The organism is Vreelandella nigrificans (assembly GCF_002374315.1).
Taxonomy (GTDB): domain Bacteria; phylum Pseudomonadota; class Gammaproteobacteria; order Pseudomonadales; family Halomonadaceae; genus Vreelandella; species Vreelandella nigrificans.
The window spans coordinates 401755-417892 of sequence record NZ_NWUX01000001.1; the positions used below are offsets into that span (position 1 = coordinate 401755).

At 50.1% G+C, this 16138-nt stretch carries 16 protein-coding genes; 6 read left to right on the forward strand and 10 right to left on the reverse strand.

The window, feature by feature from the left end; all coding sequences use genetic code 11:
• Positions 1-36: 36 nt before the first annotated feature.
• Both gcvP and gcvH read right to left on the reverse strand, forming a co-directional pair.
• On the reverse strand, positions 37-2931 hold the full coding sequence (gcvP, locus tag CPA45_RS01915; protein ID WP_096649804.1) for an aminomethyl-transferring glycine dehydrogenase: 2895 nt from the start codon (positions 2929-2931) through the stop codon (positions 37-39).
• An 82-nt stretch (positions 2932-3013) separates the two neighbouring features.
• Positions 3014-3403 (reverse strand): glycine cleavage system protein GcvH, encoded by a 390-nt coding sequence (gene gcvH, locus CPA45_RS01920; RefSeq protein WP_096649806.1) that lies wholly within the window; start codon positions 3401-3403, stop codon positions 3014-3016.
• A 407-nt stretch (positions 3404-3810) separates the two neighbouring features.
• On the opposite strand from gcvH, the gene CPA45_RS01930 reads away from it, so the two are divergent.
• Both CPA45_RS01930 and gcvT read left to right on the forward strand, forming a co-directional pair.
• Entirely contained in the window at positions 3811-5226 is a 1416-nt protein-coding gene (locus CPA45_RS01930) for an alanine/glycine:cation symporter family protein (RefSeq protein ID WP_096649810.1), read from the forward strand.
• Between the two features lie 111 nt (positions 5227-5337).
• Positions 5338-6450, forward strand: coding sequence for a glycine cleavage system aminomethyltransferase GcvT (gene gcvT, locus CPA45_RS01935; RefSeq protein ID WP_096649812.1), 1113 nt, complete (start codon positions 5338-5340; stop codon positions 6448-6450).
• A gap of 89 nt (positions 6451-6539) precedes the next feature.
• On the opposite strand, the gene CPA45_RS01940 is transcribed toward gcvT, so the two are convergent.
• The 3 genes from CPA45_RS01940 to CPA45_RS01950 all read right to left on the reverse strand — a co-directional run bounded on the left by CPA45_RS01940 (position 6540) and on the right by CPA45_RS01950 (position 9372).
• On the reverse strand, positions 6540-7319 hold the full coding sequence (locus CPA45_RS01940) for a LysM peptidoglycan-binding domain-containing protein (RefSeq protein WP_244287514.1): 780 nt from the start codon (positions 7317-7319) through the stop codon (positions 6540-6542).
• Positions 7320-7435: 116 nt separating this feature from the next.
• Positions 7436-8317 (reverse strand): acyltransferase, encoded by an 882-nt coding sequence (locus tag CPA45_RS01945; protein WP_096649816.1) that lies wholly within the window; start codon positions 8315-8317, stop codon positions 7436-7438.
• Between the two features lie 140 nt (positions 8318-8457).
• Entirely contained in the window at positions 8458-9372 is a 915-nt protein-coding gene (locus CPA45_RS01950; protein ID WP_096649818.1) for a LysR family transcriptional regulator, read from the reverse strand.
• A gap of 147 nt (positions 9373-9519) precedes the next feature.
• Between CPA45_RS01950 and CPA45_RS01955 the strand changes: the two genes are divergently transcribed.
• Entirely contained in the window at positions 9520-10218 is a 699-nt protein-coding gene (locus CPA45_RS01955; RefSeq protein ID WP_096649820.1) for a CoA transferase subunit A, read from the forward strand.
• 69 nt (positions 10219-10287) lie between these two features.
• The gene (locus CPA45_RS01960; protein ID WP_096649822.1) at positions 10288-10950 is read left to right on the forward strand and encodes a CoA transferase subunit B; all 663 of its coding nucleotides are present in this window, start codon (positions 10288-10290) and stop codon (positions 10948-10950) included.
• 77 nt (positions 10951-11027) lie between these two features.
• Here the strand turns inward: CPA45_RS01960 and CPA45_RS01965 are convergent, their stop codons facing one another.
• Together CPA45_RS01965 and CPA45_RS01970 are read right to left on the reverse strand one after the other, a co-directional pair.
• The gene (locus tag CPA45_RS01965) at positions 11028-11795 is read right to left on the reverse strand and encodes a VOC family protein (RefSeq protein ID WP_096649824.1); all 768 of its coding nucleotides are present in this window, start codon (positions 11793-11795) and stop codon (positions 11028-11030) included.
• Between the two features lie 166 nt (positions 11796-11961).
• Positions 11962-12225 carry a GrxA family glutaredoxin gene (locus CPA45_RS01970; RefSeq protein WP_096649826.1) on the reverse strand — a complete coding sequence of 88 codons (264 nt, stop codon included), beginning with the start codon at positions 12223-12225 and terminating at the stop codon, positions 11962-11964.
• A gap of 140 nt (positions 12226-12365) precedes the next feature.
• Between CPA45_RS01970 and hybE the strand changes: the two genes are divergently transcribed.
• On the forward strand, positions 12366-12791 hold the full coding sequence (hybE, locus tag CPA45_RS01975) for a [NiFe]-hydrogenase assembly chaperone HybE (RefSeq protein ID WP_096649828.1): 426 nt from the start codon (positions 12366-12368) through the stop codon (positions 12789-12791).
• A gap of 86 nt (positions 12792-12877) precedes the next feature.
• Positions 12878-13651, forward strand: coding sequence for a 3-hydroxybutyrate dehydrogenase (locus CPA45_RS01980; protein WP_096649830.1), 774 nt, complete (start codon positions 12878-12880; stop codon positions 13649-13651).
• Positions 13652-13749: 98 nt separating this feature from the next.
• Here the strand turns inward: CPA45_RS01980 and CPA45_RS01985 are convergent, their stop codons facing one another.
• The 3 genes from CPA45_RS01985 to CPA45_RS01995 are packed head-to-tail and all read right to left on the reverse strand — an operon-like array spanning position 13750 to position 16024.
• On the reverse strand, positions 13750-14289 hold the full coding sequence (locus tag CPA45_RS01985; RefSeq protein ID WP_096649832.1) for a response regulator transcription factor: 540 nt from the start codon (positions 14287-14289) through the stop codon (positions 13750-13752).
• Between the two features lie 36 nt (positions 14290-14325).
• Positions 14326-15600, reverse strand: a complete 1275-nt coding sequence (locus CPA45_RS01990; RefSeq protein ID WP_096649834.1) for an ATP-binding protein — start codon at positions 15598-15600, stop codon at positions 14326-14328.
• Positions 15601-15607: 7 nt separating this feature from the next.
• Positions 15608-16024 (reverse strand): hypothetical protein, encoded by a 417-nt coding sequence (locus CPA45_RS01995; RefSeq protein WP_096649836.1) that lies wholly within the window; start codon positions 16022-16024, stop codon positions 15608-15610.
• Positions 16025-16138 lie beyond the last annotated feature (114 nt).

A 16138-nucleotide genomic window follows, 5' to 3' on the forward strand; every position in this document is an offset into this window, starting at 1 on the left:
CTAATGAAAACACGCTAATGAATAAGCGGGGCAGTGTTAACCGCGGTATTCATCAATGCTAGGGCATGAGCATATCAACTGACGGTCACCAAACACATTATCTACGCGGTTCACCGATGGCCAGTATTTAGCCATTGCGACTGCTTCTGTAGGGAATGCGCCTAATTTGCGCTCGTAAGGCCGCTGCCAATCGCTATCCATTACATCAGCCTGAGTATGAGGAGCGTTAACCAGCGGATTGTTATCCAGTGGCCATTCACCGCGTTCAACAGCGGCGATCTCCTCACGAATCGCTATCATCGCATCACAGAAGCGATCAATTTCGTACAGTGACTCAGATTCGGTAGGCTCAATCATCAGTGTTCCTGGTACAGGGAACGACATAGTGGGGGCGTGAAAACCGTAATCCATTAAACGCTTGGCGATGTCTTCTTCGCTAATGCCCGAGGTGCTCTTGAGCGGACGAATATCGATAATGCACTCGTGTGCCACGGTACCGTTCTGGCCACGATAGAGAATCGGGTATGCCGCTTCCAGCCGCTTAGCAATATAGTTAGCGTTTAGAATGGCAAGCTCAGTGGCTTCCCTGAGGCCACGAGCGCCCATCATCTTAATATAGGCCCAAGAGATCGGTAGTATCGAGGCACTCCCAAATGCCGCTGCAGAAACCGCGCCGCTTTCTGGGTTTACGCCATTAATAGGTGTCATTACATGGTTGGGCACATAGGGTGCTAAGTGTGCTTTTACACCAATAGGGCCCATGCCTGGGCCGCCGCCTCCATGGGGAATGCAGAACGTTTTGTGCAGATTGAGGTGCGATACATCGCCACCAAAATCGCCGGGCCGGGTAAGGCCTACCTGGGCGTTCATATTAGCACCGTCAACGTATACTTGGCCGCCGTGCTGGTGTACAACCTCACACACTTTACGCACGTGAGATTCAAATACCCCGTGGGTGGATGGATAAGTAATCATCACTGCTGAGAGGCGGTTGCTATACTGCTCTGCTTTGCTGGTTAGGTCTGTTAGATCAATGTTGCCGTTTTGATCGCACTCGACCACGACGACTTCCATGCTTAACATGGCCGCAGAGGCGGGATTAGTACCGTGGGCGGAGCTGGGAATCAAGCACACATCGCGATGGGCTTCACCCTGGGCGGCTTGGTAGCGGCGAATAGCTAGCAGGCCTGCATACTCACCCTGTGCGCCAGAGTTAGGCTGCATAGAGATATGGTCGTAACCGGTGACTTCCACTAGGAATGCGGCAAGCTCATCAATCATCTGATGGTAGCCCGCCACTTGTTCGCGGGGAGCGAAGGGGTGTAAGTGCGCAAACGCAGGCCAGGATATGGGAATCATCTCGCTGGTAGCGTTAAGCTTCATAGTGCATGAGCCTAGTGGAATCATCGCGTGAGCAAGCGATAGATCTTTATTCTCTAGGCGCTTTAAATAGCGCAGCATTTCGGTTTCGCTGCGATAACGCTTAAAAGTTGGATGCTCTAGGAAATTGTTTTCTCGTTGATACGCTGATGGGATGCCGCTGATACGCTCGGAAAGTACTTTCTCATCTAGCACTGCAACGGAAAGCCCGTGCTCGTCGCCGAGCAGTACGTCAAATAGCGCTGCGACATCGTGAGCGGTGGTGGTCTCATCTAAACTAATGCCTACATCACCATTAGCGAAGTAGTGTAGGTTGATGTCGTGGGTCATGGCCCTGCCATGAATTTTGCCTGCATCTACCTGGGTCAAGCGCAGTGTATCGAACCAGCTAGTATGCGCGAGGTTAATACCAGCTTGTTTTAGACCTTCTGCGAGCAGAGTGGTTAAGCGGTGTACACGCCCGGCGATTTTACGTAGCCCTTCGGCGCCATGATAGGTGGCATAGAAGCCGGCAATATTGGCCAGCAGCGCCTGGGCGGTACAAATGTTGGACGTCGCTTTTTCGCGGCGAATATGCTGCTCGCGGGTTTGCATTGCCATACGTAGAGCGGTGTTGCCCCGGCTATCTTTAGATACACCGATGATACGGCCAGGAATCGAGCGCTTAAGCTTATCTGAGGTAGCAAAGAAAGCGGCATGGGGGCCGCCAAAGCCCATGGGGACGCCAAAACGCTGCGAACTGCCTACAACAATATCTACACCCATCGCGCCCGGCTCTTTCAATAGCACAAGACTTAGCAGGTCGGTGGCGACACAGGTCATAATGCCGCGGGCTTGGGCAGCTTCCAGCATTGGCTTGAGGTCGCTGATTTCACCGCTAGCAGAGGGGTACTGCACCAGCGCTCCGAAAACATCGTGCTCTGCAAGCGAGGTGGCCGGGCCACTGATTAAATCAAAACCAAAGAATTCTGCGCGTGTTTTAACGACATCTAGTGTTTGTGGGAATATGTCATCGGCGACAAAAAAGGTGTTGGACTTACTTTTTTTATTGCCGCGTTTACAGAGCGCCATTGCTTCGGCAGCAGCAGTGGCTTCGTCCAGTAGCGAAGCATTGGCAAGCTCCATGCCGGTTAAGTCCATAACGACTTGCTGGAAATTAAGTAGCCCTTCCAGTCGGCCTTGGGAAATTTCTGGCTGGTAAGGAGTGTAAGCCGTGTACCAACCTGGGTTTTCAAGCACGTTGCGCTGAATCACCGCAGGCATATGTGTACCGTAATAGCCTTGGCCAATATAGCTTTTTGCCACGCGATTTTGACGCGCTAGCTGGCTTAGATACTCTAGTGCTTCTGCTTCACTGCGTGGGTCATCTAAGTCCAGTTCACGACCAAGGCGAATATCACTTGGCACGGTTTGCTCGATAAGGTCTTCCATGCGCTGCAGATTAAGCGCTTTTAACATGGTGGCGACATCAGCGGGGCTGGGCCCGTTATGACGTTTGATAAAAGCATCGTGGTCGGCCAGTTCGGCCAAGCGGCGTGTTTCAAATGACATGGGAGAGTTCCGAGCGTTATGAGAAAACCGTGCAGGGGCATTAAAAAAGCGCCAGCCGTTAATGGCTGGCGCTTTAGGCTAATTAATCGTCTGAATTGAGTGTCGCTTGATAAGCATCGGCGTCTAAAAGTCCGTCTAGAGCTTGATCAGCCAGGCGTACTTTCATCATCCAACCGCCTTCGTAGGGCGCTTCGTTAACGGTTTCAGGCGCATCTTCAAGAGCATCGTTAATTTCGATGACTTCGCCATTGACCGGTGAGTACAGGTCCGAGGCAGCCTTAACTGACTCAATAACGCCGAACTCTTTACCTTTGCTAAGTTCTTGCCCTACTTCTGGCAGTTCAACAAATACAACATCGCCCAGTGCTTCTTGTGCGTGATCAGTGATGCCAATAGTTACTGTTCCATCCTGGTGATCAAGTACCCATTCGTGGCTTTTTGCGTAACGAAGGTTAGCAGGAAGATTGCTCATGATGATTCCCTATACAAAACGGTTGTTCGGACAAAAGCATACTAGCGCTTGTCCTTCGCCTTGGCGACTGTCGACCTAGCTAGCGCTGGGTGAATTATCTCTATGGTACCGTGTTTCTGATCGGAAACAAATTTCTTAAACGCCTCAAAATAATGAGGCGAAACGTCGTATTTCATGGCAGCTTGACGAGAACGATACTTCATAAAAGAGTTACTTTCTCTGCTCAAAGGCGACAACACCATAGATACTACCTAGGGAAATGGTGTAAAACATGCAAATCATGCGCCTTGCTTAGCATAAGCAGCGCTGTGCAAGCGCTTGGTCACCTAGACAAATAAATTGCGAGGGCAGTACGCCTATTTCGCACCCATAATAATTGAGCAAACACACAGGGTAAGGAGAAACGCGTGGAAACATTAACTAGCCTCCTAGGGGCAATTAACGGCGTAGTTTGGGGCCCGTTAATGCTCATTTTGCTGCTCGGCGTGGGTATCTATCTTCAAATTGGCTTGAAACTAATGCCGATTCGCAAGCTAGGCACGGGTTTCAAGCTAATGTGGCAAGGGCGTGATGCTAAGCCCAAAGCAGCCCCCGGCGAAAAAGCACCTGAAAAAGCCAGCGATAGCGGCGAAATTTCCCCTTTCAATGCATTGATGACAGCACTGTCTGCGACTATCGGGACCGGCAATATTGCTGGTGTTGCCACAGCAATTGCATTGGGTGGCCCCGGTGCAGTTTTTTGGATGTGGATTACAGCCTTAGTAGGTATGGCTACCAAGTTTGCTGAAGCGGTATTGGCGGTGCGTTACCGTGAAACTGATAGCACCGGCTACCATGTTGGTGGGCCGATGTTCTATATCAAAAACGGCCTGGGTAAAAAGTGGCTTTGGCTGGGGGGGATGTTCTCATTTTTTGGTGCTATTGCAGCGTTTGGTATCGGTAATACTGTGCAGTCTAACTCCGTAGCTGATGCCATGGATGCTACTTTCGGTGTGCCTCACTGGCTCACTGGGGTGATTATCATGGTGCTTGCTGGCGCGGTTATTCTAGGTGGCATTAAGCGCATTGCTAAAGTTGCCGGTAAGCTAGTACCGATTATGGGGATTGCTTATGTGATTGCAGGCCTGCTGGTGTTGATGGTTAATGCAAGCCAGATCGGTGAAGCGTTTGGACTGATTTTCTACTATGCCTTTAACCCTATTGCAGCAGCGGGTGGCTTTGCGGGTGCTGCAGTAATGGCAGCGATTCGCTTTGGTGTGGCACGGGGGATTTTCTCTAACGAAGCAGGCCTGGGTAGTGCGCCTATTGCCCACGCCGCGGCACGAACAAAAAACCCTGTTCGCCAAGGCTTAATTGCCATGTTGGGCACATTTATTGATACGATTATTGTTTGTACCATCACAGCTTTGGTAATTTTGACTTCAACCGTGTGGATTGACGGCGAAGCAGGGGCATCGCTAACCGCGCTTTCATTTGATGCAGCGTTGCCAGGTTTTGGTAATCAGATTGTTGCGGTTGCTCTGGCCGTTTTTGCATTTACTACTATCCTTGGCTGGTCGTTCTACGGTGAAAAATGCTGCCAGTTCCTGTTTGGTACGCGTTCAATTATGCTGTATCGCATACTTTTCGTATTAGCGATTCCGCTGGGCGCTATTGCGCAACTGGGCTTTATCTGGCTCATGGCTGATACTTTCAACGCGATGATGGCTATTCCTAACTTAATTGCACTGGCCCTGTTGTCTCCGGTGGTATTTAAGCTCACCAAGGACTACTTCGCGGGCAAAGAAGTGCTGCCTGGTGAAGCCCTGGACCATGATAAATAGGCTGAAGTAGGTCTTGCGGATGTAACGAGTAGCTATGATGTGATTAATAGCTATAGAGCCGGGAAGCCAATGCATTGGCTTCCCGTTTCTTTTTTCGACAAAGGAAACCTTATGTCAAACCTAAACCATACGCCGCTGCATGCATTGCACATCAGGCTCGGAGCCAAAATGGTGCCCTTTGCTGGCTATGACATGCCGGTACAGTATCCCATGGGTGTTAAGAAAGAGCATGAGCACACTCGTCAGCAGTGTGGCTTGTTTGATGTTTCTCATATGGGGCAGATACTGGTTACTGGCACTGATGCTGCTAGTGCGCTTGAGTCACTTATACCTGCTGACTTAGTTGGCCTTAAGCAAGGCGAGCAGCGCTATGGGCTTTTTACGAGCAATGATGGCGGTATTATCGACGATTTGATGGTGGTAAATGCAGGTGACCACTTTTATTTGGTTGTGAACGCGGCCTGTAAGGATCAGGATCTGGCTCATTTGCGTACAAATTTAGGGACTACCCATAAAATTGAGGTGCTAGACCGGGGATTACTGGCCCTACAAGGTCCCATGGCCCGTGATGTAATGCAGCGTCTGTGCCCAAAAGCTTGTGAGCTGACTTTCATGCAGCATGGTCGCTTTACCATGGCTGGGCAGGAAGTATGGATCAGTCGTAGCGGTTATACCGGTGAAGATGGCTTTGAGATTTCCGTAGCCCGTGATTCTTGTGAAGCTCTGGCTGAACAGCTGCTTGCTGAACCTGAAGTTGAAGCAGTTGGTCTGGGAGCCCGTGACTCACTGCGTTTAGAAGCGGGACTGTGCCTTTATGGGCATGATATGGATCTAGACACGACGCCGGTAGAGGCGGGGCTGATTTGGGCCATAGCAAAACCGAGAAGGCATGGTGGCGAGCGTTCTGCAGGCTTTCTTGGCGCTGACTTGATTCTGCACCAAGTAGATGCAAGAGATCACCAGCGTAAGCGGGTTGGTTTAGTGGCGGAAGGACGAGCGCCGGTACGAGAAGGCACTGTGTTGTTAGACAAAGCAGGTAGTGAGATTGGCAAAGTGACCTCGGGGGGCTTTGGGCCAAGTGTAGGCAAGCCCGTAGCACTAGGTTATATAAAGCGGGAGTGGGAGGCACCTGAGACAGTGGTATATGCATTGGTACGTGGTAAACAGCTACCAATGGTAGTTACGTCGACGCCATTCATTAAGCCAGGCTATTATCGAGGCTAAAGAGAGAATTTAGCTGATCTTGTTATGCAAAAAGCCCCTGAACATAGGGGCTTTTTTGTGCCACTCAGTAAACAGTATGCCGAATGCCGTTAACGAAGCACCTGGCGCGGGTCGATTGGTTTGCCGCCCTGACGTAGGTCAAACAGCAAGTCATAGCGCTGCGTCGAGCTGCTTTGGCCAACGTTACACAGTGGCTCACCGGTGCTTACCTGCTGTCCAACACGGACTAAAATGCGTTCGCACATCGCATACACTGTTTGCAGGTTGTCTGCATGGTGGACAATCACGACTTCCCCTAGCTGGCGCATACTGTCGGCAAAGCGTACTTCGCCGGGTGCTACTGATTTGGCTTGGGCACCTGCTTGCGTTGCTAGCAGCATCGGCTGTAGCGTGCCACGGCTATCTGCACCAAAGCGACGTACTATTCGGTAATCCTCTAAGGGCCAGGGCCAACGGCGTGCAGAGGCAGGTAAGCTGGCGCTTGGTGTCGGCGTGGGAGAAGCCGCCGGACGGCTGCCGCTGCTTGTGGTGGCTGCACTTGCACTACGTGTTGGGCCGCTGCTAAGAGGTACACTGACGATTTGACCAACCCTTAATGCCGTTGGTGAGGTGCCTGGGTTGGCGCTTTGAATGCGTCCTGAGGTTGTGCCAAAGTGGCGTGCGATACTTGAATATGTATCACCCGCTCTGATCTGGTAGCGGTAAGGGCCACCTGAAGGAGCGCGCTCTTGCTGAGTGGGTATAAGTAATCGTTGCCCAGCATTTAAGCGTTGAGCATTAATATTTGGGTTAAAACGCTCCAGACGCTCCAAAGGGACATTCGCACGGGCGGCAAGTTGCCCCAGTGTGTCGCCACGCTGTACTTCAATCCATTCACCGCTAATTTGACTAGCACTGCTGGTGGCCGGGGCAGGCTCCGTCGAGGTGCTGGAACTGGCGCAGCCCACCAGCCAACCGGTGAGTAAGCAAGCTACAGCCCAGTTGGCTAGTCGTGATCGGTTTGATTGCCTAGCAAGGTGTCTTTTTCCTGCCAGAGTGAATTGATCCATGCGTGAAAGCGTTCCTTGTGCTGCGGTTCTTGGTGATAATTGGCATTGAACATCCATTCGGGGACTGCAACCTGCCTTGCCTCAAGGGTAATCGGGGCTTCTTTACCACATAGAAAGCCCCAAAAAGTTGGTGATGGATTTTCGTAACTGATCGTCACATCTAGGATACCATCCAACTGGTCGCCTAGTAGACTAATCACCTGGGCAATGCCGCCCGCTTTTGGCCTTAGTAAGTGTCGGAAAGGGCTATTTTGCGCGTTACGTTTAGCAACGGTAAAGCGTGTTCCCTCGATAAAATTGAATATTGTAATGGGGGCGCGTCGCGCTTGCCGACAAATTCGTTCTGTAGATTCTCGGTCGATAGTGGCAAGTTTAGGGTTTTGAGCGATTTGCTCGCGGCTAAAGCGACGCATAAAAGGAAATTCTAGCGCCCAGAACGCCAGCCCTACAATCGGAATCCAGATCAACTGGTGTTTTAAGAAAAAGCGCGGCATAGGAATGCGCCGATGCAGGGCCATAAAAAGAATAAAAATATCGGTCCAGCTCCGATGGTTTGAGATTACTAGCCACCACTGATTTGGACTAAGGGTCTCTGGTGTACGAATTGTCAGATTGGGCTTTAGCCAACGCCGCATCCACCAAAGGTTAAGACCAATCCAGTTCTGCGCTATCGCACATAGCCCGTCAAGCAACCGTTGTTTACGGTGACGGCCAGGCGTGACTATTTTAGCAAACGTTAATATGATGAGCGGTACACCCCAAAAAAGCGTACATATTGTCAGTAGAAAAACGCTGACGATTCCCTTAATAATAGGCATACCACCATTCCTCGATACAAATTGCTTATTCGATGTGCATGTAAAATGACACCTGTAAACTGAATGCTAAAGGATCAGGAGCATGCTGCCCAGTTTAACGGCTCTTTAATGTGCCTATGAAACGTGTACGAATCAGTTTGTTAGGTTGGGGTGACGAATGATTGTGGGGCATGCAGCCTTGGTGCTTTAACGCTTTCAATAAGTACATCCCGTAGGGCATGCGCGGCAACCGATAGCTCTTGCTGGGTGAGTATGCCCACCCGGCACACAATGTTTGGGTCCGTCAATGGAACGCAGTGGGCGCCTAACTCCTGCATCTGGCGAATGCACATCGAGGGTACGGCACTAACACCCAAGCCAGCGGCTACCATACTACCTACCGTAGATAGCTGGTGACTTTCAAATGCGACGGGCACATCAATGTGTCGCTTGCCCAGTTCCTGCTCTAATAAACGCCGAACCATTGAAGGACGCTGAAGAGTAATAAAGTCGTGCTGCAACAGCGTGGCCCAAGAATGAGTAGTAACCTGTGCCGTGGCTGAAGGGGGAACCACCGCCACGAATTGGTCTTCAAATAGCGGTGTGAAGGATAAGCTGCCTGTTCCTTCCGGTGAAAACACAATGCCTATCTCGACCTGTCGGGAGCGGACCATATCAGTGACTTCTTCATTAATCACATCATGAACAGTGACGTTGATTTTAGGGTATTGCTGGCGAAACTTGACCAGTGCACTGGGCAATAAATTGCAGGCAAAAGAAGGCATGGCGGCAACGCTCAGGCGGCCAAGCTGGAGTGTAAAGCGCTGACGCAGGCGCTCCTCGGTATTGTCCCATTGCGCTAGCAGGTGTTTTGCCAGGGGGAGCAGTGACTCACCTTCAGGAGTAAGACGGACACTGCGGGTGCTGCGTATTAGCAGTTTGCCGCCCAGTGAATCTTCAAGGCCCTTGATAGCGAGGCTCAATGCTGGCTGGGAAAGGTGTAAGCGTTCGCAGGCATGGGTAAAGCTCAGGGTTTGGGCTACTGTGAGGAAAGCCCGCAGCTGTTTAATCGTCATATTAGCCTATTTATTAATTTTTGAAATAAATTGATAAGAAAAACAAACTTAACAAATATATCATCTAGTACAACACTGGCACTATCGCGCAAGCAACATCGTCAAGATGTGTTCAACACACCACCGATAATAATGTGAGGCATAACAATGGCAGGATTTGATAAGCGTGTGGCTTCCTATGAGGAAGCAATGGAAGGTATCAAAGATGGTATGACCATTATTGCGGGCGGTTTTGGTCTCTGTGGCATACCAGAAAACCTTATCGCAGAAATCAAACGCCGGGGCGCTAAAGATCTTACTGTCGTTTCTAACAACTGTGGTGTTGATGGTTTCGGGTTGGGGGTGCTGCTTGAGGACCGTCAGATCAGCAAAATCATCGCCTCCTATGTAGGTGAAAATGCGCTGTTTGAGCAGCAAATGCTCAATGAAGAAATTGATGTTGTTTTGACTCCCCAAGGTACCCTGGCTGAGAAAATGCGCGCAGGTGGCGCTGGTATCCCAGCTTTTTACACCGCTACCGGTTACGGCACACCAATTGGAGAAGGTAAAGAGGTGCGTGAATTCAATGGCCGCCATTACATTCTTGAAGAGGCCATTACAGGGGACTTTGCAATTGTAAAAGGTTGGAAGGCGGACCGTTACGGCAATGTTATGTATCGTCATACGGCACAGAACTTTAATCCGATGGCCGCGACTGCTGGCAAAATTACCGTGGTGGAAGTTGAAGAAATTGTAGAACCGGGCGAGCTTGAGCCAAGCCAGATCCATACTCCAGGCATTTACGTGGATCGTATTATTCAGGGCTCTTTTGAGAAGCGTATCGAGAAACGGACGGTACGCAGCTAATCGCGGCGTGATTTTACGCTGTTGTCTCAACTCAGTTACTCACTGGTTATTTACTACGAGGTATACACCATGGCTTTAACACGTGAACAGATGGCGCAGCGCGTCGCTCGTGAGCTTGAAGATGGCTTCTACGTTAATCTAGGCATTGGTATTCCTACCCTGGTTGCCAATTATGTGCCTGATGGCATAGACGTCATGCTGCAATCAGAAAATGGTTTGCTGGGCATGGGCCGCTTCCCTACGGAGGAAGAAGTCGACCCGGATATGATCAATGCTGGCAAGCAAACGGTAACGGCTCGGCCCGGTGCTGCAATTTTTTCCTCAGCGGAGTCTTTTGCCATGATCCGCGGCGGTCATGTGGATCTAACGGTGCTAGGGGCTTTTGAGGTCGATCAGGAGGGTAATATTGCCTCGTGGATGGTGCCTGGGAAATTGATCAAAGGCATGGGCGGCGCTATGGATTTAGTCGCAGGCGCCGAAAACATCATTTGTACAATGACCCACGCATCCAAGCATGGAGAGTCTAAACTGCTAGAAAAGTGCACGCTTCCGTTGACTGGGGCAGGCTGCATCAATCGAGTACTAACGGATCTCGCTTATCTTGAAATTAAAGATGGAGCTTTCATCCTAAAAGAGCGAGCGCCAGGTGTCAGCGTTGAGGAAATTATTGAGAAAACCGCTGGCAAGCTTGTTGTACCCGACCACGTGCCTGAGATGACTTTTGACGTGTGACGCTGATTTGCACTTCTGATTTCCGCTATTTGGTCAACAAGGCGCGGGCATTATTTGGGTTGCCCGCGCCTTGCTACTTACGCCATTTCGCAGCGCGTATGATAGGGCAGTAACATTTCAGCAATACGTTCGTGATCATCATCCAGGCGCTTTTGTGTCAATGCTAATCCTCCTAAGCAGAGCCTATGTTCGTCGCCATTGCTAAAAGCAATTTTTTGCGACATTGAAGGATAAAACCGATGGTGTAGCAATGATGAGACGGGGAAAACGCCGTTTTGCTGGCTCTCTATTGAAGGCATGCCAGAGGTGGTAAGTTGAGTGTCGAGTGTTTCAAGTGGGCTTCCTAAGGCTGCGCAGTCAAAGCCTGCATGGTGTAGGCGAGGGCCCATTACAGATAACCATGCTGCAAGTGGATGAGCTGCTTGAAGCTGTTGGTACAGTGCCCAAGAAGGCATAGGCCAGGGTCGGCCACGACAAAGCAGATTATGCCCTTTGCAATCCTCTGGGTGGCTTTTGGAAACTAGTCCAGATAGCGCCTCCCTGGGAAGTTTTGAGAGTGTGCCCAGTTGCAGTTCTGCCAGCACCAGCCAGCTACCGTGATCACTTGGTGCGAGTAAGTAAATAAGCAATCCTTTATCCGCCATGGCGTAATGACCAGCAGACCGGTAACCCATGTGTGCGAGTTTGACCCCCAATGCATTAGCTGAGAAAGGCCCATGGTTTAGTGTTACCAGTGTCAGGTACTCCGCTGGCGCATTCAACGGCCATAGCCTGAGTGCTCCCAAGTCGGGATGGGTATGCATGTAGTCAAGCCACAGCTGTTGTATAAACTCCTCACGCTGCATGGGGTGTCCTCGCCGCCAATAATTAGCCCGTAGCTTTTTAATTAGCTCGTGGCTTTTTTATAAACACTTAGTATAGGCAAGCAGAGGTGAGATGGATTCAACGGGAGTTAACGGCATTTTTAACGCCAATGCGAGGCGTTAAAGCCATAAGGTTTTATGGCAATAGCTAAGAGGCTAGCAGCTGTTTGCTGCGCACAAACTGGTCGAACTCGGTAAAGCCACCAATATGCTGCTGATCAACAAATATTTGTGGAACTGTGCGTATAGGCTTACCAGCTGTTTTAGCAATATCCTCTTTAGTAACGCCTTCTGAGGGCATGTCAACGTAGCGATAGCCTTCAATTTTTCCTGTATTTTCTAAATGCTCAGCTAATTGCTTGGCACGTACGCAAAAGGGGCAAGACATACGACCGAAAATAACCACAAACATAGGTAGCACTCCTAAGGCTAAGGGTTTTCATAAAATAAATTGCTGCTATTGTCGCGTAGCGAAGCGTGTTTGGCCAATAGTGCTGGGCTACGCTCCTGATTGAGGCACATTATTGGCACCCATCTTTCCAAGGAGAGCTGATGCAAAGCTTAGCCCCCAGAGAGTATCAATACTTAACGGTATTGGCACAGGCGTATCGTGATACGCATTTACAGACTATGAAAACAGCCAGCCATTATAACCCCAGGCTTGGAGTAGATGCCCTTTGCTTTGAACATACAGACCTGTCAGTTAACTCTGCAGCACTCATGGTGGGCGCCTTAATCACACCCTGCGAATTATGGCTAGTAGCCGTGCCGGAACCGTCCCAGCTGAGCTCTTCGTTACCGGAGACGCTATTGCTTGACTTGCCTTCCGGACGATACCCACTAACGTTAGAGCGGCTACCTAACGATTATGAAATTTATAAACGAGTCATACTGAATGATTTAAGCGATTTAGAAAGCATGCAGGAAGCAGCTAGGTTGGCGCAGCAAATGATGTCTCGCTTGATGGCAGAAGAGTAAGGTGTTGCGAGCATGGTGATTAATGTATGTGGTGATATCTAAAAAACGACTATTTAAGACGTAAACTTGCACATAAGGACCTATGAATGAGCTCCCAAATAGCTATAAACCCACGTGTTGTTGTAGTCACCGGTACCACCACTGGCATTGGTGCTGCCGTTGTTAAACACTTTTGCGAGCTTGGCCACCAGGTTCTCGCGGTAGACTTTAATCCCAAGGGGGAGCAGGTCGCCGATGAGGCTGGTGCAGCATTTTACCAAGCTGATCTTACTGACCCCGAAGCATGCCGTGGTGCCATTGCGGATGCGGTACAGCGCTTTGGTGGAGTTGATATTTTGGTCAACAATGCTGGCATTCAGCATGTTGCTTCGATTGAAACGTTTCCTGAAGAGAAATGGCGTCAAATTATTGACTTGATGCTAACGGCACCTTTCCTTCTCACTCAAGCGGCATGGCCTTTCATGCGTGAAAAAGGGTGGGGAAGAATTATTAATATTGCTTCGATTCATGCCCATGTTGCTTCGCCGGGTAAAGCGGCGTACGTGAGTGCCAAACACGGCATGATGGGATTGACTAAAACGGCTGCATTGGAAGGGGGCGAACAAGGAATAACCGCTAATGCTATTTGCCCGGCCTATGTGAAAACCCCGTTGGTGGACAACCAAATTGCCGATCAGGCCAAGCTGCATGGAATGGGCGAGCAAGAAGTAATTGAAAAGATCATGTTAAAAAATGCAGCTGTTAAGCGCCTAATTGAGCCTATAGAGGTAGCACAAATGGTGGCGTACTTAGCGTCAGATGCTGCGGGAGCGGTGACTGGCTCAAGTTGGAATATTGATCTCGGCTGGACAGCTCACTAAGGCTGCTACTGCCCCTGTTTATCTTATGGCGATGCTTGTCGTTAACGTTGATATACAGGGGCGGCTTGCTGATCATCCATTACTGGTATTAGACGCTATTAGCGGCGTACAGGACGTTTCTGTAATTTGCGCTGCAGGGTGCGTCGGTGCATGCCTAGCGCTCGAGCGGTGGCCGAGATATTGCCATCATGCTCTTGTAGTACCTTTTGAATGTGCTCCCAGGTAATACGGTTGATCGAGGGGGGGTTATCGGCAAGCTCGATGTTAGGGTCGGCTTCCTGGTTCTCAAAGGCGTGAATAACATCGTCGGCATCGGCGGGCTTACATAAATAGTTCACTGCGCCTAATTTAATCGCTTCTACCGCAGTGGCGATACTTGAGTAGCCCGTGAGCACGACAATGCGACAGTGGGGTACTGCACTTAGTAGCTCGGGTAGTAGCTTAAGTCCCGAGCTGTGCTCCAGTTTTAAGTCTAACGTTGCCATAGTTGGCACAAATTGTGCGGCTACCGCCAGAGCTTGATCGGCATCGTGGGCAACCATCACTTCGAAGCCGCGCCGGGTAAGCGCTCGGCTTAATACGTGACAAAACATTTCATCATCATCGATGATTAGAAGGCGTTGCTCTTGCATCTGAATGATGTCCTCGATGTTGCAGCGGCTGCCAAGCCGCTATTACCTATCTGGGGCGAAGCAGCGTGGAAGCGTGACTTCCGTTAATGTGCCACCTTCAGGGTGATTGTACAGGCTAACACCACCGCCAAAGCGGTTAATCGTGGCGTGGGTTAAAAACAAGCCTATGCCCATGCCTTTGCTTTTCGTAGAAACAAAGGTATCACCAAGCTGGTCAGCGATAGACATGGCGATGCCAGGGCCATGGTCGCGTATATCAATAATGACACTTTCATCTTGCCAGTCTAGTCGAATGGCTATTTGCTCTGGATTAGCGTCAGCAGCATTGTTCAGTAAGTTGGTGAGCGCTTGGTCAAGGGTTGCGTCTACTGCAAGCCATGGTCGGCCGCGTCGTTCGGCAACGTCAAAGTAGTGGCTAACGTCAGGCCGGATGACTAGCCAGCGCTGAACTACGCCTGCTAGCCACACTTCAGCGTCAAGTACTTCAGGTTCGGCCATACGTCGCCGGTCAGCATTAGTCACTAAATGTTGCAAGCGCGATTTACAAACATCGACTTGTTGGCGAAGCAACGTAATATCTTGATGAAGGGGAGAGTCATCTGTCGCTTCATCTTGCATCTCTTTAAGTAGCACCGCCATTGTTGAAAGAGGAGTGCCTAGCTCGTGAGCGGTGCCTGCGGCTTGAGTAGCTACGGCCAGTACCTGTTCGTTGCGCAGTGCGGCTTCTCGAGTGAGTGAGAGTGCTTTATCCCGATTGCGCAACGCATGAGCCATTTTGTAAATGAAAAAAGTGACTAGTCCTGCGGACAAGCCGAAATTGAGCCACATGCCAAGCACGTGCAGGCTCAGAGGGCCATCGCTGTTAATGTGCCCTAACTGCGGAATAGGATGGTAGAAAAACATCAAAAAGGAGTAACCGGCCATGGAGCAGATAGCTACAATCCAAGCGTGACGCCATGGGAGAGTGGCAGCGGCGATGGTCACGGGCACTAAGTAGTAAGTAATAAAAGGGTTGGTAGAGCCACCGGAAAAATAAAACAGTAGTGTTAAGCCAGCAACATCAGCCAGCAAGTGCGAAAGGTACTCTAAATGACTAACTGCCCTTGGTCTCCCCAATCGCCACCAAGTGGCAATGTTGAGTATGCCCATCGCAATCACGACGCCAACGACAGCCGTAACGGGTAGGTTAAACGCCAAAAACTCTATGCCTACAATAATGGCTAGTAAAAAACCAGTCCATGTGATGCCACGGACAATAGTTAATCTAACCAAGTTGCGATTTGGCGTTGATAGCGGAAGTGGTAGAGCAGTAGGCATAGCGAGCTTATTTACCTGATATTTTAACACTGTGAATGACAAACTTAATAAACAGTGTCATCACGTAAGTCAGCCAGCCTGCCGTTGCTAACAAGTTGAATAGCAGCATTTTAGGTGGCAGCCAGGCACTGCCCAACAATGCTTCAAGCATAATGTGGAAGAACATTGCTAGGAGTAGCGGTAGGGCAAGCGTGTGAATCCACATGTCGGTGCGCCGCTTGCGAATATGGTAGCGCCGCAGTAAATGGCGCATCGGGCGATGCGCCCAGCTAAATAGCACCATCGCGCCGACCACAAACAGCATTGCCAGGGTAGGTTCGGTGCTGCCCTTATACATTGAAATAGAGATCGACCAGGCAAGCCCAAGCCACATTAAGCCTTCAATACTGGCGATAATGTCTGCATAGCGTCGCACATTTTGCATAAACAACTACATCCTTGATCCTACAAAGTGTCGCCATAATACGATACTTGGTCGTGGCTGTGGGGGAGAGTGGTAGATTTATATGCTGCTGTATTGGGTATACTGTGCGTTCTT